Origin of the sequence: Streptomyces sp. NPDC053560, from assembly GCF_044544605.1 — a bacterium.
Classification (GTDB): domain Bacteria; phylum Actinomycetota; class Actinomycetes; order Streptomycetales; family Streptomycetaceae; genus Streptomyces.
Map to the genome: position 1 here is coordinate 36,914 of NZ_JBITXI010000019.1, position 19,552 is coordinate 56,465.

Consider the following 19,552-nt stretch of genomic DNA (forward strand, 5'->3'; position numbering starts at 1 on the left):
CCGCGGTCGGAAGAGAGGCGACCGCAGGTGCGCCGGATGCGCGCCTGCGGCTCGGTGAGCGGTCGGTCAGATCAGGAGACGGCGACCAGGCGGCGGGCCCGGTAAGTGGCCTGCTGACCGCCGCTCGCTCCGCCGGCGGTGCCCTGGGACTTCTCCGCGTGTCCGGCCTGGGCGAGCTGGTCCAGCTTGCGGCGGGCCTTCTCCACGTCCGCGCGGCTGGGCTTTGCCTCCTCGGCCAGGTGGGCGGCCAGATCTCGCGGGGTCAGCCCCTCGGGACTGGCCTGCAGGAGGGCGAGCGGGTCGAGGGTCTGCTCGACGTAGGAGGTGCCGCGCTGGTGGTTGTGGATGACCGGCAGGGGACCGATCTCACCGGTCACCATCTTGAGGTGGTGGACCTTGACCGCCGGGTCGCCGGACTCTCCGGCGATGAACAGCACGCTGCCCGCGCCGGAGGTGAACCAGGTTGACCCGTAGACCCGGTCCAGGACAGGGCGCTGGTCGCGGGGTGTGTCACCGGTCCACTTGCGCTGGTGATGCAGCTCCAGGAGCTGGGCGCCTTCGCGCAGGGCGTGCTGGCGGGCGTTGTTGTAGGCAATGGCGGCCTCGTCCTCGGTCAGGCGGCTGACCGCGTCCTTCAGGCTGTCGATCACGACCGTGTCGGCCTGGTGGGCGGCGGCCAGTTCGGCGAGGAGGTGGGGATCCTTATCGAGAGTGGTGGGCAGCGGGCCGGACCACACCCGCAGCCGGTCGCGCAGCGTCGGCTCGTCCTTGGGGCCCAGGTGGCGTGCCAGGGCCTTGGCGATCTGCGGTGGTCGGTCCATGGCGAGGTAGAGGACGCGCCGGCTCTCGGCGACAGGGAGGTCCAGTACGGCGGCGTACACGCCGAGCCGGGCCAGGATGACCTGATGGGCGAGCGTGGTCTTGCCGACGCCCGGCGGCCCCACGATCATCAGGCTCTCGCCCGCTGCCCAGGCCGTCTGCTCCGGAGTGCCCCACAGCGGCTCGGTTTCCGCTCCGATGTCGGAGACGAACGCCCGGCCGTCCGAGACGTACCGGTCCAGACGCGAGGTACCGGCGTTCCGGACACGCTCACGCTCGGTGCGAAGCGTGTCCTCCAAGGCGGTCTGGAGCTCTTCCGGGTCACCGCCTGGATCGCTCGCAAGCTGGGCGGCGCGCAGACCGGCGCTCTCTACGCGGCGCAACCGTGCCGTGCGCGCCACGATGTCGGCGTAATAGCCGGCGCTGCCGGACGCCACGCTTGCGTGCGCCAGGCCGTGGACGGCGGTCGCGCCGCCGACCCGTTTGAGGTCGCCCTGGCGCTGAAGCAGGTCGGAGACGGCAATGGGGTCGGTCGAATTTCCCTGCTGATGGAGCTGGAGCAGAGCGCACCAGATCGTCTCGTGGGCAGGGCGGTAGAAGTCCGTGCCGTCGAGCAGTTCGCGCACTTCGGCGATGCTCTCGACGTGGTGCATGCAGGTTCCGAGCACGACCCGTTCGGCATCGGCGTCGTGCGGGGGTGCCTGCCCTCCGGCGTCTGCGGGCTCGGGTGACGGACCCGGGAGAGGGGCCGTAGGGTGGGGCACAACAGGTCCTCACCGGTGGTGCGATGCGGGCAAGGCCCCGCACCACCTCAGGTGTCGTTCAGCAGTGGGCGATCTCGTGGGACTTCGGACGGCCTTCGGTGTTGACGCGCCGGGGGCCGTTGCCGTGTCCGGGGCCGGGGCTTCTCATGCGGCCCATCCCCACTGCCGCGGGCCCTGCTCCAGAAGCTGCCGGTCGAAGCGGGCCAGCTCGGCCTCGCTGTACAGCACGCGGCGACCCACCTTCACTCCGCGCGGCCCGTACCCCTGGTGTCGCCAGTACCGCACGGTGCTGGCTGCGGTGCGGTAGGGCTCGGCGACCTCGGCGGTGGTCAGGTAGCGGTCCATCTTTCCCTTTCGGCTAGGCATCGAGTCGGTACGCATAGCTGTACCCGACGATCAGCGGTTAGGCAAAACGGAGAGGGTTTGATTCAATCGGGATAGCGACGGTGAGAGATGGAAGAGAGGGAGGCTGGCATGGCCACACCGCCTGTTGGCGAAGGGGTACCGCTGCTCTACAGCGAGGGGAACGCGGCCGAGCGGGTTGCGCTGGAGCGCGAGGTCAGAGGGTGGAGCACGACAGAGCTCGCCGCCCGGATGACCGAGGCCGGCGTCCCCATGAACCAGACCGCGGTCTGGCGCATCGAGAACGGCACGCCCCGACGGAAGATCACCCTCGACGAGGCCCTTGGCTTCGCCCGCGTCTTCGAGCTGCCCCTGGAAGAGCTGATGTCCCCGCCCCAGGAGGGACTCGACATCGAAGGAAGGCGGTGTGTCCAGGAAGCCGTGGATGCGTTCTACAAGGCTCGCGATGCGCAGGACCACCTGCACCAGGCGGTCGTCCTGGCCGCCGAATACATCCGGGCCCACCCCGACAGCTCGGGTGCCTTCCACAAGCAGTGTCTCCGCCTCGCGGGCGAGGAACGCGACGCTCGCGCTCTCACCCAGCACATCGAGGACGGTGGCTATTACCACCACAACTGACCCACCCCAAGGAGAACCACTTGGCGAACATTCAGAAGCGCCCTAACGGCAAATGGCGCGCCCGCTATCGCGACCTCGACGGCAAGGAGCACGCTCGTCACTTCGACCGCAAGGTCGACGCCCAGCGCTGGATCGATGAGGTTACGGCCAGCGTGATCACGGGTCAGTACGTCGATCCGCGGTCGGCCAAGACGCCGTTCAAGGAGTACGCGGAGAAGTGGCGGGCCAGTCAGCCGCACCGACCCTCGACGGCCAAGGCCGTGGCCCAGCACCTGCGTTGTTACGTCTACCCGATCTGGGACAAGCGGGCTCTCGGCGCCATCAAGCCCGGTGACATACAGACGTGGGTCACCAGCCTGACGACCAACCACAAGCTCGCGGCGAGCACCTCACGGACCGTCTTCAACACGGTCAACGCGGTCTTCCGCGCGGCGGTCCGCGACCGCATGATCCCCCACAACCCGTGTGCCGAGGCGAAGCTACCCGCCGTGCCTCGGAAGAAGGTGGCGCCCTTGGCGGTCGAGCAGGTGCGGACGCTGGCCGAGGCGGTGCCCGCCCGTTACAAGGGCCTTGTGCTGCTGGGCGCCGCCACCGGACTCCGGCCTGGCGAACTCTTCGGCCTCCAGCTCCGCCACATCGACCTGCTGCATGCGGCCGTCTCGGTCGAGCAGCAGATCCAGCAGACGGCGAAGCACGGGGTGTACGTCGGGCCGCCGAAGACCGCGCGTTCGTATCGCACCGTGCCGCTGCCGAGGGTGGCGGTCGATGCCGTTGAGGCCCACCTGCGGAAGTTCCCGGTCGACGGTCCGGAGAGCTGGGTCTTCACTGCACCGCAGGGCGGTCCCGTGGTCTACACGCACTTCATGGACGGGGCGTGGCGGCCTGCCTGTGCGAGGGCCGGCATCGCGAAGGGCACCGGGCCTCACGCCCTCCGGCATCACTACGCGAGCCTGCTGATCAAGCACGGTGAGTCGGTGAAGACCGTCTCCGAGCGCCTCGGCCACACCAACGCGGCCATGACGCTGAACATCTACACCCACCTGTGGCCCGACTCCGAGGAGCGGACGCGGGCCGCCGTCGACAAGGCGTACGCGGACCGATCCGACGCGGGCGCGGAGCAGGCCGCCGAAGCGGCGTAGCCACTCCCCCCACACGCCGACCGACGTCAGCACGCTGCGGACTATGCGCGGACCACAAAGGCCGCCCAACCCACTCCCCCGCAGGTCAGACGGCCTTTCGCCAAACGACTCAGACGTTGAAGCGGAACTCCACGACGTCGCCGTCCTGCATCACGTAGTCCTTGCCTTCCATGCGGGCCTTGCCTGCCGAGCGGGCTTCTGCGACCGAGCCGCATTCGACGAGGTCGTCGAAGGAGATGACCTCGGCCTTGATGAAGCCCTTCTGGAAGTCGGTGTGGATGACGCCGGCGGCCTCGGGGGCCGTGGCGTTCTTCTTGATGGTCCAGGCGCGGGATTCCTTGGGGCCGGCCGTGAGGTAGGTCTGCAGGCCGAGGGTGCGGAAGCCGACGTGGGCGAGGGTCGCGAGGCCGGGCTCTTCCTGGCCCACGGACTGGAGGAGCTCCAGGGCCTCCTCCTCGTCGAGCTCGGCGAGGTCGGCCTCCAGCTTGGCGTTCAGGAAGATCGCCTCGGCGGGGGCGACGAGCGCGCGCTGCTCGTTCTTGAAGTCCTCGTCGGTCAGCTCGTCCTCGTCGACGTTGAAGACGTAGAGGAAGGGCTTGGTGGTGAGGAGGTGCAGGTCGTGCAGGAGCTCCTCGTTGCCCGAGCCCTGGACGATGCCCGCGGAGAAGAGGGTGTCGCCCCGCTCCAGGATCTCCTTGGCCTCCTCGACGGCCTTGACCTTCGGGGCCACGTCCTTCTTGATGCGCGACTCCTTCTGGAGGCGCGGGAGGACCTTCTCGATGGTCTGGAGGTCGGCGAGGATCAGCTCGGTGTTGATCGTCTCGATGTCGTCCCGGGGCGAGACCTTGCCGTCGACGTGGACGACGTTCTCGTCCTTGAAAGCACGGATGACCTGGCAGATCGCGTCGGACTCGCGGATGTTCGCCAGGAACTTGTTGCCCAGTCCCTCGCCCTCGGAGGCGCCGCGCACGATGCCGGCGATGTCGACGAAGTCGACGGTGGCCGGGAGGACCTTCTGGGAGTCGAAGATCTCGGCCAGCTTGGTCAGGCGCGGGTCGGGGACGCCCACGACGCCGACGTTGGGCTCGATGGTGGCGAACGGGTAGTTGGCCGCCAGCACGTCGTTCTTGGTCAGGGCGTTGAACATGGTCGACTTGCCGACATTCGGCAGACCGACGATTCCGATCGTGAGCGACACGTTGGCGACTCGACTTCCGACGGGAGGTGGGGTGGGCGGGCATCGGCCCGGGGGCCGGCGCCCGGCTGCTGGGCAATGGCCCCGGTGGGGCACCGCCCCGGACGGGCAAGCAGTGCAGTGCCCAAGGGGGGCCGATCCACCAGTCTACGGGGCAGGGCGGGTGGCCATTGCGCGACGGTCCGACGGCCCGTCCCCATCCCCGCGCCTACGACGCCGCCCCGGTCCTGCGCCTCGCCCGCCCCCCGTACCTACGACGCAGCCCCGGTCCCGCGGCCCGCTCGCACCCCCGTACCTACGACGCGGCCCCGGTCCGGCGCCCCGGTGAACGTCGTACCGACACGCCCACACGTACGACGTTCGTACCGCTTCCGGATGGTGATCCGGCGGCATCGTCGCGGAAAGCGCGTGTCCTACGGGCTATTAATCCCACTTAGCGGCCTACCGTTGGCGAGTGGAGCAACACGAAGCGCGCGCACCTCAGCACACCCCGTCCCGGACCGGCCGTCCGGCCGCGGGGCGGGCCGTCGGGAACCGCCCCGCCGCGGCGCCCCCCGTCGCCCGCGGCAGCCGCCCCCCGGCGAAGGCCGTGCAGGGCGCGAAGGGCGCAAAGGGCGTGCAAGACGCTCAGGCCGTACAGAGCGCTCAGGCCGCCGTGCAGGGTGCGCAAAGCGCATCGGGCAGGTCGGCCAGGTCGAGCGCGGCGGACGGGGCAGACGGTGGTCCCGCCATCGCCGAGACCTCGACCGTTTACCGGGCGGGGGCCCGGCGCGTGCTGCCCGGGCCGGTCGCCGCGCTGGTGCGCAGGCTGCCCGCGGCCAAGCTGACCGGGCTGGGCTGTGCCCTGCTGACCACCCTCGCGCTGCTGGCCCTGGCGTTTCTGGACCGGCTGCTGGCGGGCGGCTCGCCCACCGTGTACGGCGTCTGCTTCGTGCTGGCGGGGGCCGCGGGCGCGCTGTGGGTACGTCCGTACGACCTGGTCGTCGCGCCGGTCACGCTGCCGATCGCGTACACCGTGGGCTGCCTCCCCATCGCCGGCGCCGGCGGCTCGGGCAGCCTGCTGATGGGCGTCTTCACCGTCCTCGCGGTGAACGCGGGCTGGCTCTACCTCGGTACGGCCCTGAGCGTGCTGCTCGTCGGCGTACGGAAGTGTCTGCTCATCCTCCGGCGGCGGGCGCAGCGTCCGGACGTCCGGCAGGACCGGGATCGGCGGCCCCGAGACCGGCGTCCCGCCCCGGAGCGGGAGCGGCGGCAGCCGGGGCGCAAGCCCGCCGGGCGGCCATTGCGGCCCCAACGATCCCCGCGTTGTTCTGAAGCTGCGCAGGCACGATCTCAGCCTTGACGCCCTTGATCAGGGGCAGGAACTTGTGGGCCTTGCGGCTCACCCCGCCGCCGATCACGAACAGCTGGGGCGTGAAGAGCATCTCGACGTGACGGAGGTACTTCTGGAGCCGGTGCGCCCAGTCGTGCCAGCTCAGGTCCTCCTCGTCCTTGACCCGGGTCGAGGCGCGGGTCTCGGCGTCGTGGCCGTCCAGTTCGAGGTGGCCCAGCTCGGTGTTGGCGACCAGCTGCCCGTCGGTGAAGAGGGCGCTGCCGATGCCGGTGCCCAGGGTCAGCATGATGACCGTGCCCGTACGGCCGCGCGCGGCGCCGAAGTGCACCTCGGCGAGGCCCGCGGCGTCGGCGTCGTTCAGCACGGTGACCGGGCAGGGTCCGGCTTCGCCGCCGAGCCGGGAGGTCAGCAGTTTCGCGGCGTCGGTGCCGATCCAGGACTTGTCGACATTGGCGGCCGAGCGGGTCACCCCGCCGGTGACCACGCCGGGGAACGTCACCCCGACCGGCCCCGACCAGTCGAAATGCTCCACGACCTGCTGGACGCCGTCGGCGACGGCTTCCGGGGTGGCCGGGTGCGGGGTGAGCACCTTGAAGCGCTCCTCCGCCGGCTCGCCGCGTTCCAGGTCCACGGGCGCGCCCTTGATGCCCGACCCGCCGATGTCCACACCGAATACGTTCATGGGGAAAAGGCTAGGCGCGGAGAGGCCGGCTCACCCGTCAAAAGGCGAACCGGCCCGGCGATGACGAGGGAGAAACCTCACGCCGCCGCGACGACGAGGGGAGACCTCACACCTCCGGCGCGGACTCACCCTCGGGCTTCGTCTCCGTCACCGGCTTCGCCTCCGTCGCCGACTTCGCCTCCGAGCGCAGGTCGCGGCGGAGCTCCTTGGGCAGCGAGAAGTGGATGGACTCCGTGGCGGAGGTGATGGTCTCCACGTCTTCGTACTCGCGCTGCGCCAGCCACTCCAGGACGCCTTCGACGAGGACCTCGGGGACCGAGGCGCCGGAGGTGACGCCGACCGTGCGGACACCCTCCAGCCAGGCCTCGTCGATCTCCTCGGCGCCGTCGACCAGATGCGCGTCCTTGGCGCCGGCGCCGAGCGCGACCTCGACGAGGCGGACGGAGTTGGAGGAGTTCTTGGAGCCGACGACGATGACGAGGTCGGACTCGGCGCCCATCTGCTTCACGGCCGTCTGGCGGTTCTGCGTGGCGTAGCAGATGTCGTCGCTGGGCGGGGAGAGGAGGTTGGGGTAGCGGCCCTTGATGGCGCCGACCGTCTCCATGGTCTCGTCGACCGAAAGGGTGGTCTGGGAGAGCCAGACGACCTTGTCCGGGTCGCGGACCTCGATGTTCTCCACGTCGTCGGGGCCGTCGACCAGGGTGATGTGCTCGGGGGCCTCGCCGCTGGTGCCGATGACCTCTTCGTGGCCCTCGTGACCGATCAGGAGGATGTCGTAGTCCTCCTTGGCGTACCGGACGGCTTCCTTGTGGACCTTGGTGACGAGCGGGCAGGTGGCGTCGATGGTGGCGAGCTGTCCGCGCTTGGCCTCGTCGTGGACGACCGGCGCGACACCGTGCGCGGAGAAGATCACGATGTTGCCCGGGGGCACCTCCGCCGTCTCTTCGACGAAGATCGCACCCTTCTTCTCCAGCGTCTTGACCACGTATTTGTTGTGGACGATCTCGTGGCGCACATAGACGGGGGCGCCGTACTGCTCCAGGGCCTTCTCGACGGCGATGACGGCTCGGTCCACGCCGGCGCAGTATCCACGAGGGGCGGCGAGGAGGACGCGGCGGGAAGTCGGGGTGGTCATGGTTCCCATCGTACGGGTCGGGGTGGTGTCCCACGGAAGGCCTGGCCAGGGGTGGGGACAGGCCGTTACCAGGCCATAACAAGGGCATATGTCCGCACGGCAGGGCGGCTTGCCCGAAACGACGGGACGGCCGACGATCATGTGAGGCCGGCGAGCGCCGCCGGACCGTTCGTCACGCAGAGGTGTCCGTCATGCCCCCAACGGCCGAGCCGCAGCCCCCGCACGGCGGCGTTCCCGATCCCGCCGGCCCCGCGGACCCCGCCGGGGCGACCGTGGCCGCCGGGGGCCGGCTGCGGCGGACCCTGTCCTTCCGGGACCTGATCGTCTACGGGCTGCTGTTCATCGCCCCCATGGCACCGGTCGGCATCTTCGGCACGCTGCAGGCGAAGTCGCACGGGGCGATCACGCTCGTGTACGTCGTCGCCACGATCGCGATGGCGTTCACGGCGTACTCGTACGCGCAGATGGTGCGGGTCGCCCCGCAGGCCGGCTCGGTCTACACGTACGCCCGGGTGGGCCTGGGCGAGGGCGCGGGCTTCGTCGCGGGCTGGATGGCGATGCTCGACTACCTGCTGATCCCGGCGGTGGCGTACCTCTTCTCGGGGATCGCGCTGCACTCCCTGGTGCCGTCGGTGCACCAGTGGATCTGGACGGCGGTGGCGGTCGTCGTCACGACGCTGCTGAATCTGTGGGGCGTACGGACGGCGGCCGTGGTGGGCTTCCTGGTGCTGGCGATGGAGATCGTCGTGCTGGTGGTCTTCGTCGTGGCGGCCGTGTGGGTGCTGGCGACGGACGGCGCGCAGCGCGGCTGGACGGTGCCGCTGACGGGTGAGGGCGGCTTCTCGGCGAGTGCGGTACTGGCGGCGGTGTCGGTGGCGGTGCTGTCGTACCTGGGGTTCGACGCCATCGCGGCGTTCGCGGAGGAGTCGGCCGGCGGGTCGAAGCGGGTGGCGCGGGCCGTGCTGACCTGCCTGGTGGTGGCCGGTGTGCTGTTCGCGGTGCAGACGTACCTCGCGGCGCTGCTCGCCCCGATGTCGGCGGCAGAGCTGGCGGCGAAGCCGGCCGAGCAGGGTGATGCCTTCTACACGACGGCGAACGCGGCGGCCGGCGAGTGGCTGCAGAAGCTGGTCGCGGCGAGCAAGGCGATCGGTGCGGCGTTCGCGGCGCTGGCCGGACAGGCGGCGGCCGGGCGGCTGCTCTTCGCGATGGCGCGGGACCGGCGGCTGCCGGGGGCGATGTCGAAGGTGGACGCGGGGAGCGGGGTGCCGCGCCGGGCGCTGCTGGGCGCGGCGGTGGTGACGCTGGTCGCGGCGGTGTGGGCGGCACGCCGGGACGACGGCCTGGACCAGCTGTCCTCGATCGTGAACGTCGGGGCGCTGACCGCCTTCGGGCTGCTGCACGCGTCGGTGATCGGCTACTTCTGGCTGCGCAAGCGGGCCGCCGCGCCGAAGGTGCTGAGCCATGTGGTGATCCCGCTGCTGGGGCTCGCGGTGGTGGTCGCGGTGATCGTCGAGGCCTCCCCGACGGCCCAGGTGGTCGGCGGCGTGTGGCTGGTGATCGGGCTGGCGGTGCTGGCGGTGCAGTACGCGAGGGGGCGGAGGGCCGACCTGCCGGGCGTGTGACTGCCGCCGCAGCTGTCGCCCGCCGCCGCGGGCGTCCACCGCGGCCCGCAGCGGAGCGTCGCCGGACTGTCGGTCCTCGCCGATACGCTCGTTCCCATGGCTCTACAGACGTCCGCAGAGACACCGATCCCGGTCGGTCAGGTGTCGCGGCTGATCGGCGGGTGGATCGACCGGCTCGGCGCGGTGTGGGTCGAGGGGCAGATCACCCAGCTGTCGCGGCGGCCCGGCGCGGGCGTCGTCTTCATGACGCTGCGCGACCCGTCGCACGACATCTCGGTGAGCGTGACGTGCTATCGCCAGGTCTTCGACAAGGTCGCCGACGTGATCAGCGAGGGCGCCCGGGTCGTGGTGCACGCGAAGCCGGAGTGGTACGCGCCCCGCGGCCAGCTCTCGCTGCGGGCCGCCGAGATCAAGCCGGTCGGCGTCGGCGAGCTGCTGGCGCGGCTGGAGATGCTGAAGAAGGCGCTGGCCGCCGAGGGGCTGTTCGCGGCTGAGCGCAAGCACCCGCTGCCGTTCCTGCCGCAGCTGATCGGGCTGGTCTGCGGCCGGGCGAGCGCGGCGGAGCGGGACGTACTGGAGAACGCCCGGCACCGCTGGCCGGCCGTCCGCTTCGAGGTGCGCAACGTCGCGGTGCAGGGCATACACGCCGTGCCGCAGGTGGTCGAGGCGGTGCGGGAGCTGGACGCCCGGCCGGACGTGGACGTGATCATCGTGGCGCGGGGCGGCGGCAGCGTGGAGGACCTGCTGCCGTTCTCCGACGAGCAGCTCGTACGGACCGTGAGCCAGGCCCGAACGCCCGTCGTGTCGGCCATCGGGCACGAGCCGGACAGCCCGCTGCTGGACCTGGTCGCCGACCTGCGCGCCTCGACGCCGACGGACGCGGCGAAGAAGGTCGTACCGGACGTGGGCGAGGAGCTGGCCCGCATCCAGCAGCTGCGGGAGCGCGCGCTGCGCGCGGTCACCGGCTTCCTGGACCGGGAGGAGCGCGGCCTCGCGGGCGCGCTGAACCGCCCCTGCATACGGGAGCCGCACCGCATGGTGGAGGCGCGCGAGGAGCAGGTCACCGCGGTGCTGGAGCGCGGCCGGCGCACGCTGGGCCATCTGCTGGACCGGGCCGACTCCGAGCTGACGCACACCCTCGCGCGGGTGGTGGCCCTCTCCCCCAAGGCCACGCTGGAGCGGGGGTACGCCGTGCTGCAGCGCGCCGACGGCCATGCGGTCCGCACGCCCGAGGAGGTCGGCGAGGGCGAGGAGCTGCGGGCCCGGGTCGCCGAGGGCGACTTCACGGTCCGTCGGACGGACGGCTCTGTCACACCCCCCGCTTAGGCTGGGGCCCATGGCCAAGGCGAAGACGGACACGGGCATGGAGACGGACGGCGCGGCGGGCGCCGGGGCGGCGGGCGCGCCGGACGTGACGTCCACGCTCGGGTACGAGCAGGCGCGGGACGAGCTGATCGAAGTGGTCCGCAGCCTGGAGGCGGGCGGCACGACGCTGGAGGAGTCGCTCGCGCTGTGGGAGCGCGGCGAGGAGCTGGCGAAGGTGTGCCGACGCTGGCTGGACGGCGCCCGCGCCCGGCTGGACGCGGCGCTGGCGGAGGACGAGGGCGAGGACGGGGCCGGGGAGTCCGAGGAGGACTGAGGTCGCCGCGCGGGCGCTGTCAGGAGCCCGCGCGACACTCTTCCCTTCGCTCGCGCAACGCGGCCATGTGAAACCGCTCACAACCCTCTCGCTTTAGTTGAAACTTAATCTATCGACGTTAGAGTGGAGGGTGTACAAACCGGACCGGCCCGGCCCGGAACCACCACGAATCACCGAGGTGCCCTTCATGACTCTCGCCCTTGACGCCGCCGCTGCTGACCTCCTCTTCCGTGAGGCCCAGACCGCCAACACGTTCACGGACGAGCCGGTCACCGACGAGCAGGTTCAGGCCGTCTACGACCTGGTGAAGTTCGCCCCGACCGCCTTCAACCAGTCGCCGCTGCGCCTGACGCTGGTCCGCTCCGAGGACGCCCGCAAGCGCCTCGTCGAGCACGCCATGGGCGCCAACGGCCCGAAGACGCTGTCGGCCCCGCTGACCGTCATCCTCTCCGTGGACCTGGACTTCCACGAGAAGCTGCCGGAGCTGTTCCCGCACGCGCCGGGCATCAAGGACACCTTCTTCTCCGAGGCCGCGGCGCGTGAGGTCGCCGGCACCCAGAACGCCACCCTCCAGGCGGGCTACTTCATCCTCGGCATCCGCGCCGCCGGCCTGGCCGCCGGCCCGATGACCGGCTTCGACTTCACCGCCATCGACAAGGAGTTCTTCGGCGACGGCAAGCAGAAGTCCTTCATGGTCATCAACGTCGGCAAGCCGGGCGCCGACGCCTTCTTCCCGCGTTCGCCGCGCCTGTCCTTCGAGGACGCCGCCGCCACCGTCTGAGCCACGGCGCCGGCCGGCACCCCGGCCGCCTCGCACAGCAAGAGGCCGCCGCACCCGCACCGGGTGCGGCGGCCTCGTCGTGCTCAAGGGTGGTCGTGCGTACGGGGCGAGGGCCGGGCCGCTGCTTCCTCCTCGGCCTTCGGCTGCTTCTGGCTCTCGGCCTTCGGCTGCTTCTCGCGCCTTCGGCTACTTCCCGTTCTCGGCCTTCAGCGCGCCCGCCAGCTCCGCGAGGCCGTCGTAGGACGCGGTGCCGGTGACGACCGTGGTGTGGCCGGACTCCTTGCGGACGAGGGCCTTGTACGTATCGCCCTTGTACCGGTCCCAGCGGGCGCCGTCGACCTCCTGGCCGCCGCCGGCCGGGGTGGCGTTCAGCGTGACCTTCTTGACGAAGTCGCGGGCCGGGGCGTCGCTCTGCTCGACCGCGGCGTACTGGTCCTTCGGGTCCAGGAAGCCCAGGTGCCAGGCGCCGCCCTTGCCGTCGCTGTCCGCCTTGTACGAGACGGAGGTGGCCCGCCAGCCCTTGGGCAGCCCCTCGGGCGCGGCGACCGGGTACGGGGCCGCGCGCCGGGCCGTCGCGAGTTCGACGCGGTAGCCGACGGTCTTCACCGCGGCCTTCTCCGCGTCCTTGCTGTCGTTGTGCGGGATGAAGAGATAGATCGCCGCGACGACGATGCCGATCACGGCCATCGACAGGACCATGTCCCGCACCGTTTGCTTGCCTCGCATACCAGCCACGCCCCCTATGGTCCCCCATGCCGGGAACGCATCGGACAAGACCCCCACTCCGGCCACGCACCGGGCCACGCGCACGGCTCTCCGGGGCCGGTGCGCACTGCTCATACGTGGGGCGCCCTGCTCATAATCTCGACATAGCGATAAGGTCAAGCGAACCCTCATCTAACCGGCCGTCGCCGTACAGAAAGGTGCGCTCCGATGACCGAGCATCATCTGCCGTCCCAGCTTGAGGTCAGCCCCGAGGCCCCCGACCGCAACCTCGCCCTGGAACTGGTCCGCGTCACCGAGGCGGGTGCGATGGCATCGGGCCGCTGGGTCGGCCGCGGTGACAAGAACGGCGCGGACGGCGCCGCGGTCAAGGCCATGCGGGCCCTGATCCACACCGTCTCGATGAACGGCGTCGTCGTCATCGGCGAAGGCGAGAAGGACCAGGCGCCGATGCTGTTCAACGGCGAGCGCGTGGGCGACGGGACCGGCCCCGAGTGCGACGTGGCCGTGGACCCCGTGGACGGCACGACGCTGACGGCCAAGGGCATGGCCAACGCCGTCTCCGTCATGGCCGTCGCCGACCGCGGCTCCATGTTCGACCCGTCCGCGGTCTTCTACATGGACAAGCTGGTCACCGGCCCCGAGGCCGCCGACTACGTCGACATCAACGCTCCGGTCGAGGCGAACATCCGCCGTATCGCCAAGGCGAAGAAGTCCAGCCCCGAGGACGTCACCGTCGTCGTCCTGGACCGCCCCCGCCACGAGGGCATCGTCAAGGAGATCCGCGAGGCCGGCGCCCGGATCAGGTTCATCGCCGACGGCGACGTGGCCGGCGCGATCATGGCCGTACGCGAAGGCACCGGCGTGGACCTGCTGCTGGGCGTCGGCGGTACGCCCGAGGGCATCATCACGGCCTGCGCGATCAAGTGCCTGGGCGGCACCATCCAGGCCAAGCTCTGGCCCAAGGACGACGAGGAGCGGCAGCGCGCGATCGACGCGGGCCACGACCTGGACCGCGTCCTGCACACCGACGACCTGGTCAGCGGCGAGAACGTGTTCTTCGTCGCCACCGGCATCACCGACGGCGAGCTGCTGCGCGGAGTGCGGTACCGCGCGGAGACCGCCACCACCCAGTCGCTGGTCATGCGCTCCAAGTCCGGCACGATCCGGCAGATCGACTCCGTGCACCGGCTCTCCAAGCTGCGCGCCTACAGCTCGGTCGACTTCGAGCGGCCCAGCTGAGACAGCGCTCCGTACGGCCGACGGCCCGGTGCCCCCCCGCTCTCGCGGAGGGGCACCGGGCCGTCGGGGATTCGTACCGGGTTCAGCCCGCGGCAGGCATACGGGCCGAGCGCTGGAGCTCGGCGTCGCGGCGCCGGCGGCGGGCCAGGACGACCCGGCGTTCGGCGGCGGTCAGGCCGCCCCAGACGCCGTACGGCTCGGGCTGGAGCAGCGCGTGCTCCCGGCACTCGATCATCACGGGGCAGCGGGCACAGACCCGCTTCGCGGCTTCCTCCCTGGCCAGGCGGGCCGCCGTCGGCTCTTTTGACGGTGCGAAGAAGAGTCCGGCCTCGTCCCGTCGGCACACCGCCTCGGAGTGCCAGGGGCCGGCCTCGTCCCGAGCGGGCACTCGCTGGGCGGGCACGACGGCGGCGTCCTGCAGGGGCTGATGCGGTAGCAGCACGGTCTACTCCTGACGACGGCTCGGCGATTTCAGTCACCACTTGCCCGTCTCGCTGCGCACGACGTTTCGCACACCCCGCAGCCGTACGAGAGACGATGCACCAGCCCTACCCGCTGTACGCGGCTCTATGCACACCGTGGCGTACGGTTTGAAAGCAGCGTCGGATTGCGGCGCGCCTTACAGGCGGGTCCCATCTGCGGACCGGCAGCGACTCAGTGCCCCAGGTGCCGGCGCCGGCGCTCGCGCAGCATGCTGTGCAGGTCCCGCACCCACTTGCCGCGCTTCGGCTTCGCCTCGACGCTGCCGAGCACGGCGAAGCCGCCCACGGTGATCACCGGGGCGGCCGGGTCGTCCGACTCGTCGGTCCGGATCTCGAAGGAGCCGAGCACGCCGGAACCGCTGCCGCGCAGCGTCACGTTCTCCGGCACCCGGATGTCCACGCTGCCGAAGATCGAGGTGGCGTTGATGTGCACGTGCTGCTGCGTGAAGATCGCCTCGGTCAGGTCGATCTCGACCGAGCCGAAGACCGATACCGCGATCAGCCGGCCCGGCACCCGCCAGCGGCCCGCGCGGACCGCGGCGCCGAAGACCCCGACGAGACGGGTGTCCCCGGGGCCGGCGGCGGACTCCGGGCCGTACGCCGCACCGGCCGCCGGAGGTGTGCCCGCCGCCTCCCGCGCCGCCGGCAGATCGCTGATCAGCGGCTCCAGCTCACCCATGGTCTTGGCCCGGTAGGCGCCGTCGATGCGCTCGGCGTGCTCCTCGGCGTCCAGCCGCCCCTCGGCCAGCGCCTCGCGCAGGATCCCGGCGATCCGGTCCCGGTCGGCGTCGGAGGCACGGAGCCCGGCGTCGGCGGGCGGGGCCGGCGCGGGCTTGGTGAGTTCCACGGGTGCGGGGCGCTGTCCCCCGTTGTCTGATGCGTCCACCTCAACAGCGTAGCGAAACGCGATAGATCGCGACCAGGGGACAGCGCAGGCCTCAGCTCTCCGGGCAGAACCGCTGGGGAGCGGGGTGCGCCCTGCTCGTGGCCTGGACGCAGCCGCCCGGCAGGCCGTGGTACGCCGTGCTGCCGAAGTTGGCGGTGATCTTCAGTCCGCCGCTGCCGCCGAAGGTGGTCCGCTGCACCTTCCGATCGGCGGTGAGCGTGCGGAAGTCCGTCATCGCCTCCGTGCCCGCGGCCTTCTGGAGGCCGGCGAAGAACCGCTGCATCGCCGCGATCTCCTTGCCGTGCGCGTCCAGCACCTTGCCGTCGAGCGCGAGGTTCACCGGGGTGTTGTAGAGCATGGCGAGCAGCGCGCGGTCCCGCTTCTGCTCGGGGAGCTTGTAGAGGGACAGCTCCCAGCGGTCGGTGCTGACCACCGAGTCGTGCAGCACCGTCTCGTACAGCGGCACCCGGTACGCGGGGTCGAACATGGCCTTGGCGACGGACGCGTCGAGCTCTGCCTCCTTGAAGAACATGCCGGGCCGCCCCTTGGGCCAGTAGCCGCCCCAGGTCTCCTTGTCCCGCTCGGCCTTCCACAGGCCGTCGTGGACCGGCGTGCTGGAGCCGTGGCTGAAGTCGAGCACCTGGTTCGCCCAGGAGCCCGCCGACTCGGAGCCGAGGACGAACGGACGGCCGCCGGCGAGGGAGCCGTCGGAGACCCCGCGCATCCGCTCAAGACGGTTCGCCCGGTCCCCGGCCTGCGTCATCGGGTGACCGGGCGTGTGGTCGCGGAACAGCTCGCCGGTGGCGTCCACGTCCAGGAAGTAGCTGTGCACGCCGTTCGCCGACATGTCCCGCACGCGGCCGGCGAGGTAGTGGTGGCCCGGCTCGGCGTCGGCGAGCGCCTGGGAGCTGAGGTAGCAGCCGCGGCCGCCGAAGCCGCCCTCCGGCTTGCCGTCGGCGTCGTGGACGCAGCCGTCGGGCCACAGCCGGTCCGGCCACTTCGCCACGCTGGTGTCGGCGCTCTTGGGGTCCTGGGCGTTGTCCCAGCTGTCGTACGGGCCGACCAGGTAGCCCGCCTGCTGCGCGGCGGCGACGGCCTCCTTGGTCATCGGCTCGCCGTCGGCGTCGTAGCCGAGCCACATCCGGGAGACGCCGAGCTTCTTGAGCCGCTCGACGGTCTCCTTGCTGCGGCCGTCGCCCCATACGTAGGCGTGCGGGGCGCCGATCAACTTGGCGGCCTCGGGGTTCTTGCGGATCTTCGCCTTCAGGCTGCCGAGCTGCCCCTTCGAGGCGAGGTACCGGCGGTAGTCCTTGGCCGCCGCGACCGGCGAGCCGTCGGTCAGGGAGAAGGCCACGGTGTAGTCGTCCGTGCCGTCCGCGCGGCGGAAGTCGTGGGAGGCGGCGGTGCGCAGCTTCCCGTCCCTGGAGACGAACCGCAGGTTGGTGCCCAGGTCGGTGGGGACGAGGGTGCTCACTCCGTGGCCGCCCGCCGTGGTGCCCCAGAAGGGCATCGTCAGGTCCTTGAGGTCGATGCCGTCCGCGCCGGTCAGCCCGGCCTTCCCGGAGTTCCAGAAGGTGTCGGCAGCGGGGATCCGCAGCCCCTCCCCGCGGGGCAGCTCGTAGGCCGTGCCCCGCGGCTGTGCGGCGCCTCCGGCGGGCCAGGCGATGCTGCCGTCCTTCTTGGCGTGCATGCGGACGACCAGCCGCCCGTCGCGGGCCGCCACCGAGACGTCGAGGCCGCGGTCGGGATAGGACCAGCGCGCGGTCGACCCGCTGCGGGTCACCCGGGAAACCGTGCCCAGCGACTCCCCCGCCGCCGCGGAGAGCTCGGACTCGGCACCGCTCGCCGTACGGGCGGTGATCCGCAGGGTGCGGGGGTCCACGTGCGCCTCGCCGCCCTTGATCCGCAGCGCGACCGCGCCGCCGTCGTCACCGGGCTCCGCGGGCCCGGCGTACGCCTGGAGGGCCGTGAACGTGCTCGCGGTCAGCGCGGTCCCGGCCAGCGCGGCGAGCACGGCCCGCCGCTTCCGGGAGCCTGTCGCAGCTTTCAGGAAACGTGTCATGCGACGGCACTGTGCGCGGGGTTTCTAAGGGAGATCTAAGAAGCGCCCCGGAGGCGGGCTCGGCACCGGAACGGCCGCGAGTGGGCCCGGGTGAGCCTTACCTCACAGCCGCGACGCCCGTAAGGGGTTCTAAGGTGTTGAGGCTGCCGTTGATGACAGCGAAGTCACCGTCCAGTGAGGATTATCCGTAATGCCGGAATTCGCCTATACCGACCTCCTGCCCACGGGCGAGGACAAGACCGAGTACCGCCTCGTCACGTCGGAGGGTGTCAGCACCTTCGAGGCCGACGGTCGGACGTTCCTCAAGGTCGAGCCGGAGGCGCTGCGCAAGCTCGCCGCCGAGGCGATGCACGACATCGCGCACTACCTGCGCCCGGACCACCTCGCGCAGCTGCGGAAGATCCTGGACGATCCGGAGGCCTCGGCCAACGACCGCTTCGTCGCGCTGGACCTGCTGAAGAACGCGAACATCGCGGCGGCGGGCGTGCTCCCGATGTGCCAGGACACCGGCACCGCGATCGTCATGGGCAAGCGCGGCCAGAACGTGCTCACCCAGGGCGGCGACGAGGAGGCCCTCTCCCGCGGCATCTACGACGCGTACACGCAGCTGAACCTGCGCTACTCGCAGATGGCCCCGCTGACCATGTGGGACGAGAAGAACACCGGCTCGAACCTGCCGGCCCAGATCGAGCTGTACGCGAACGACGGTGACGCGTACAAGTTCCTCTTCATGGCCAAGGGCGGCGGCTCGGCCAACAAGTCCTTCCTCTTCCAGGAGACCAAGGCGGTCCTCAACGAGGCCTCCATGATGAAGTTCCTGGAGCAGAAGATCCGCTCGCTCGGCACGGCCGCCTGCCCGCCCTACCACCTCGCGATCGTGGTCGGCGGCACCTCCGCCGAGTACGCCATGAAGACCGCGAAGTACGCCTCCGCGCACTACCTCGACGAGCTGCCCGCCGAGGGCTCGCCGACCGGTCACGGCTTCCGCGACAAGGAGCTGGAGGACAAGGTCTTCGAGCTGACGCAGAAGATCGGGATCGGCGCGCAGTTCGGCGGCAAGTACTTCTGCCACGACGTGCGCGTGGTGCGTCTCCCCCGGCACGGCGCGTCCTGCCCGGTCGCCATCGCGGTGTCCTGCTCCGCCGACCGCCAGGCCGTCGCGAAGATCACCGCCGAGGGCGTCTTCCTGGAGCAGCTGGAGACCGACCCGGCGCGCTTCCTCCCGGAGACCACGGAGGAGCAGCTGACCGAGGGCGCGGGCCCCGACCTGGACGCGGTGAAGATCGACCTGAACCGCCCGATGGACGACGTGCTCGCCGAGCTGACCAAGCACCCCGTAAAGACCCGCCTCTCGCTCACCGGCACCCTCGTCGTGGCCCGCGACATCGCGCACGCGAAGATCAAGGAGCGCCTCGACGCCGGCGAGGAGATGCCGGAGTACCTGAAGAACCACCCGGTGTACTACGCGGGCCCGGCCAAGACCCCCGAGGGCTACGCCTCCGGCTCCTTCGGCCCGACGACGGCCGGCCGGATGGACGCGTACGTCGAGCAGTTCCAGTCGGCCGGCGGCTCGAAGGTCATGCTGGCCAAGGGCAACCGCTCCAAGCAGGTCACCGACGCCTGCCACGCGCACGGCGGCTTCTACCTCGGCTCCATCGGCGGCCCGGCGGCCCGCCTCGCCCAGGACTGCATCAAGAAGGTCGAGGTCCTGGAGTACGAGGAGCTGGGCATGGAGGCGGTCTGGCGCATCGAGGTCGAGGACTTCCCGGCCTTCATCGTCGTGGACGACAAGGGCAACGACTTCTTCCAGGACCCGGCCCCCGCCCCGACCTTCACCAGCATTCCGGTCCGCGCTGGAAGCTGACCGCCCCGCACCACGCCTCACACCGAGGGCCCGGCCGGACATGGCCGGGCCCTCAGCGCATCAACCACCGGCTTCCCCGTACGGGTGAGTTCCTGGCATACGCCTTCCCGTAGGCATATGCCAGCGGCTTGACTTCAGTGCCTGAGCCTTCGATCTGCTGGGACTGCCCGGCCCCGGGCCAACCTCGGTGACTGTCCGCAGAG

17 protein-coding genes and 1 pseudogene are annotated in these 19,552 nt (G+C 70.9%); 9 read left to right on the forward strand and 9 right to left on the reverse strand.

Going from position 1 to position 19,552, the window contains the following annotated elements; all coding sequences use genetic code 11:
* Positions 1–71 precede the first annotated feature (71 nt).
* Both ACIGQF_RS34680 and ACIGQF_RS34685 read right to left on the reverse strand, forming a co-directional pair.
* Positions 72–1,583, reverse strand: a complete 1,512-nt coding sequence (locus tag ACIGQF_RS34680) for a DnaB-like helicase N-terminal domain-containing protein (RefSeq protein WP_399718844.1) — start codon at positions 1,581–1,583, stop codon at positions 72–74.
* A gap of 144 nt (positions 1,584–1,727) precedes the next feature.
* Positions 1,728–1,949 carry a helix-turn-helix domain-containing protein gene (locus ACIGQF_RS34685; protein ID WP_399718846.1) on the reverse strand — a complete coding sequence of 74 codons (222 nt, stop codon included), beginning with the start codon at positions 1,947–1,949 and terminating at the stop codon, positions 1,728–1,730.
* A 108-nt stretch (positions 1,950–2,057) separates the two neighbouring features.
* Between ACIGQF_RS34685 and ACIGQF_RS34690 the strand changes: the two genes are divergently transcribed.
* Together ACIGQF_RS34690 and ACIGQF_RS34695 are read left to right on the forward strand one after the other, a co-directional pair.
* Positions 2,058–2,564, forward strand: a complete 507-nt coding sequence (locus ACIGQF_RS34690) for a helix-turn-helix domain-containing protein (RefSeq protein WP_399718849.1) — start codon at positions 2,058–2,060, stop codon at positions 2,562–2,564.
* A gap of 20 nt (positions 2,565–2,584) precedes the next feature.
* Positions 2,585–3,703 (forward strand): tyrosine-type recombinase/integrase, encoded by a 1,119-nt coding sequence (locus tag ACIGQF_RS34695; RefSeq protein WP_399718851.1) that lies wholly within the window; start codon positions 2,585–2,587, stop codon positions 3,701–3,703.
* Between the two features lie 109 nt (positions 3,704–3,812).
* On the opposite strand, the gene ychF is transcribed toward ACIGQF_RS34695, so the two are convergent.
* Positions 3,813–4,901, reverse strand: coding sequence for a redox-regulated ATPase YchF (gene ychF / locus ACIGQF_RS34700; protein ID WP_362219331.1), 1,089 nt, complete (start codon positions 4,899–4,901; stop codon positions 3,813–3,815).
* Between the two features lie 796 nt (positions 4,902–5,697).
* On the opposite strand from ychF, the pseudogene ACIGQF_RS34705 reads away from it, so the two are divergent.
* Positions 5,698–5,994, forward strand: a pseudogene (locus ACIGQF_RS34705) (DUF6542 domain-containing protein); the annotation flags it as partial.
* 61 nt (positions 5,995–6,055) lie between these two features.
* Here ACIGQF_RS34705 and ppgK read toward each other — a convergent pair.
* Positions 6,056–6,913, reverse strand: coding sequence for a polyphosphate--glucose phosphotransferase (gene ppgK, locus ACIGQF_RS34710; RefSeq protein ID WP_399718855.1), 858 nt, complete (start codon positions 6,911–6,913; stop codon positions 6,056–6,058).
* Between the two features lie 106 nt (positions 6,914–7,019).
* Complete coding sequence (locus tag ACIGQF_RS34715) at positions 7,020–8,057, reverse strand: 4-hydroxy-3-methylbut-2-enyl diphosphate reductase (RefSeq protein ID WP_399718858.1); 1,038 nt, start codon at positions 8,055–8,057, stop codon at positions 7,020–7,022.
* 182 nt (positions 8,058–8,239) lie between these two features.
* On the opposite strand from ACIGQF_RS34715, the gene ACIGQF_RS34720 reads away from it, so the two are divergent.
* From ACIGQF_RS34720 to ACIGQF_RS34735, 4 genes are all read left to right on the forward strand, one after another.
* Complete coding sequence (locus ACIGQF_RS34720) at positions 8,240–9,670, forward strand: APC family permease (RefSeq protein ID WP_399718861.1); 1,431 nt, start codon at positions 8,240–8,242, stop codon at positions 9,668–9,670.
* Between the two features lie 96 nt (positions 9,671–9,766).
* Positions 9,767–10,996 (forward strand): exodeoxyribonuclease VII large subunit, encoded by a 1,230-nt coding sequence (gene xseA / locus ACIGQF_RS34725; RefSeq protein WP_399718863.1) that lies wholly within the window; start codon positions 9,767–9,769, stop codon positions 10,994–10,996.
* A 10-nt stretch (positions 10,997–11,006) separates the two neighbouring features.
* Complete coding sequence (locus tag ACIGQF_RS34730; RefSeq protein ID WP_399718866.1) at positions 11,007–11,309, forward strand: exodeoxyribonuclease VII small subunit; 303 nt, start codon at positions 11,007–11,009, stop codon at positions 11,307–11,309.
* A 187-nt stretch (positions 11,310–11,496) separates the two neighbouring features.
* Positions 11,497–12,090, forward strand: a complete 594-nt coding sequence (locus ACIGQF_RS34735) for a malonic semialdehyde reductase (protein WP_399718869.1) — start codon at positions 11,497–11,499, stop codon at positions 12,088–12,090.
* Positions 12,091–12,276: 186 nt separating this feature from the next.
* On the opposite strand, the gene ACIGQF_RS34740 is transcribed toward ACIGQF_RS34735, so the two are convergent.
* On the reverse strand, positions 12,277–12,816 hold the full coding sequence (locus ACIGQF_RS34740) for a DUF4245 domain-containing protein (RefSeq protein ID WP_399719080.1): 540 nt from the start codon (positions 12,814–12,816) through the stop codon (positions 12,277–12,279).
* A gap of 207 nt (positions 12,817–13,023) precedes the next feature.
* Here ACIGQF_RS34740 and glpX point away from each other — a divergent pair, with 207 nt between their 5' ends.
* Positions 13,024–14,055, forward strand: coding sequence for a class II fructose-bisphosphatase (gene glpX / locus ACIGQF_RS34745; protein WP_399718873.1), 1,032 nt, complete (start codon positions 13,024–13,026; stop codon positions 14,053–14,055).
* A gap of 82 nt (positions 14,056–14,137) precedes the next feature.
* Here glpX and ACIGQF_RS34750 read toward each other — a convergent pair whose 3' ends face one another.
* From ACIGQF_RS34750 to ACIGQF_RS34760, 3 genes are all read right to left on the reverse strand, one after another.
* Positions 14,138–14,497 carry a WhiB family transcriptional regulator gene (locus ACIGQF_RS34750; protein ID WP_030265320.1) on the reverse strand — a complete coding sequence of 120 codons (360 nt, stop codon included), beginning with the start codon at positions 14,495–14,497 and terminating at the stop codon, positions 14,138–14,140.
* Positions 14,498–14,709: 212 nt separating this feature from the next.
* The gene (locus ACIGQF_RS34755; RefSeq protein WP_399718876.1) at positions 14,710–15,423 is read right to left on the reverse strand and encodes a DUF1707 domain-containing protein; all 714 of its coding nucleotides are present in this window, start codon (positions 15,421–15,423) and stop codon (positions 14,710–14,712) included.
* 52 nt (positions 15,424–15,475) lie between these two features.
* Positions 15,476–17,485: a glycoside hydrolase gene (locus ACIGQF_RS34760; protein ID WP_399718879.1), complete on the reverse strand. Its 2,010-nt coding sequence runs from the start codon at positions 17,483–17,485 to the stop codon at positions 15,476–15,478.
* Positions 17,486–17,675: 190 nt separating this feature from the next.
* Here ACIGQF_RS34760 and ACIGQF_RS34765 point away from each other — a divergent pair, with 190 nt between their 5' ends.
* A complete protein-coding gene (locus ACIGQF_RS34765) occupies positions 17,676–19,349 on the forward strand; it encodes a fumarate hydratase (RefSeq protein WP_399718882.1) in 1,674 nt (557 codons plus the stop codon).
* The last annotated feature ends 203 nt before the right edge of the window (positions 19,350–19,552 follow it).

Coding starts and splice junctions, on each gene's coding strand:
- ACIGQF_RS34685 (WP_399718846.1), bottom strand. CDS start 1,949: ATGCCTAGCCGAAAGGGAAAGATGGACCGCTACCTGACCACCGCCGAG.
- ACIGQF_RS34690 (WP_399718849.1), top strand. CDS start 2,058: ATGGCCACACCGCCTGTTGGCGAAGGGGTACCGCTGCTCTACAGCGAG.
- ppgK (WP_399718855.1), bottom strand. CDS start 6,913: ATGAACGTATTCGGTGTGGACATCGGCGGGTCGGGCATCAAGGGCGCG.
- ACIGQF_RS34715 (WP_399718858.1), bottom strand. CDS start 8,057: ATGGGAACCATGACCACCCCGACTTCCCGCCGCGTCCTCCTCGCCGCC.
- ACIGQF_RS34720 (WP_399718861.1), top strand. CDS start 8,240: ATGCCCCCAACGGCCGAGCCGCAGCCCCCGCACGGCGGCGTTCCCGAT.
- xseA (WP_399718863.1), top strand. CDS start 9,767: ATGGCTCTACAGACGTCCGCAGAGACACCGATCCCGGTCGGTCAGGTG.
- ACIGQF_RS34730 (WP_399718866.1), top strand. CDS start 11,007: ATGGCCAAGGCGAAGACGGACACGGGCATGGAGACGGACGGCGCGGCG.
- ACIGQF_RS34735 (WP_399718869.1), top strand. CDS start 11,497: ATGACTCTCGCCCTTGACGCCGCCGCTGCTGACCTCCTCTTCCGTGAG.
- ACIGQF_RS34740 (WP_399719080.1), bottom strand. CDS start 12,816: ATGCGAGGCAAGCAAACGGTGCGGGACATGGTCCTGTCGATGGCCGTG.
- glpX (WP_399718873.1), top strand. CDS start 13,024: ATGACCGAGCATCATCTGCCGTCCCAGCTTGAGGTCAGCCCCGAGGCC.
- ACIGQF_RS34760 (WP_399718879.1), bottom strand. CDS start 17,485: ATGACACGTTTCCTGAAAGCTGCGACAGGCTCCCGGAAGCGGCGGGCC.
- ACIGQF_RS34765 (WP_399718882.1), top strand. CDS start 17,676: ATGCCGGAATTCGCCTATACCGACCTCCTGCCCACGGGCGAGGACAAG.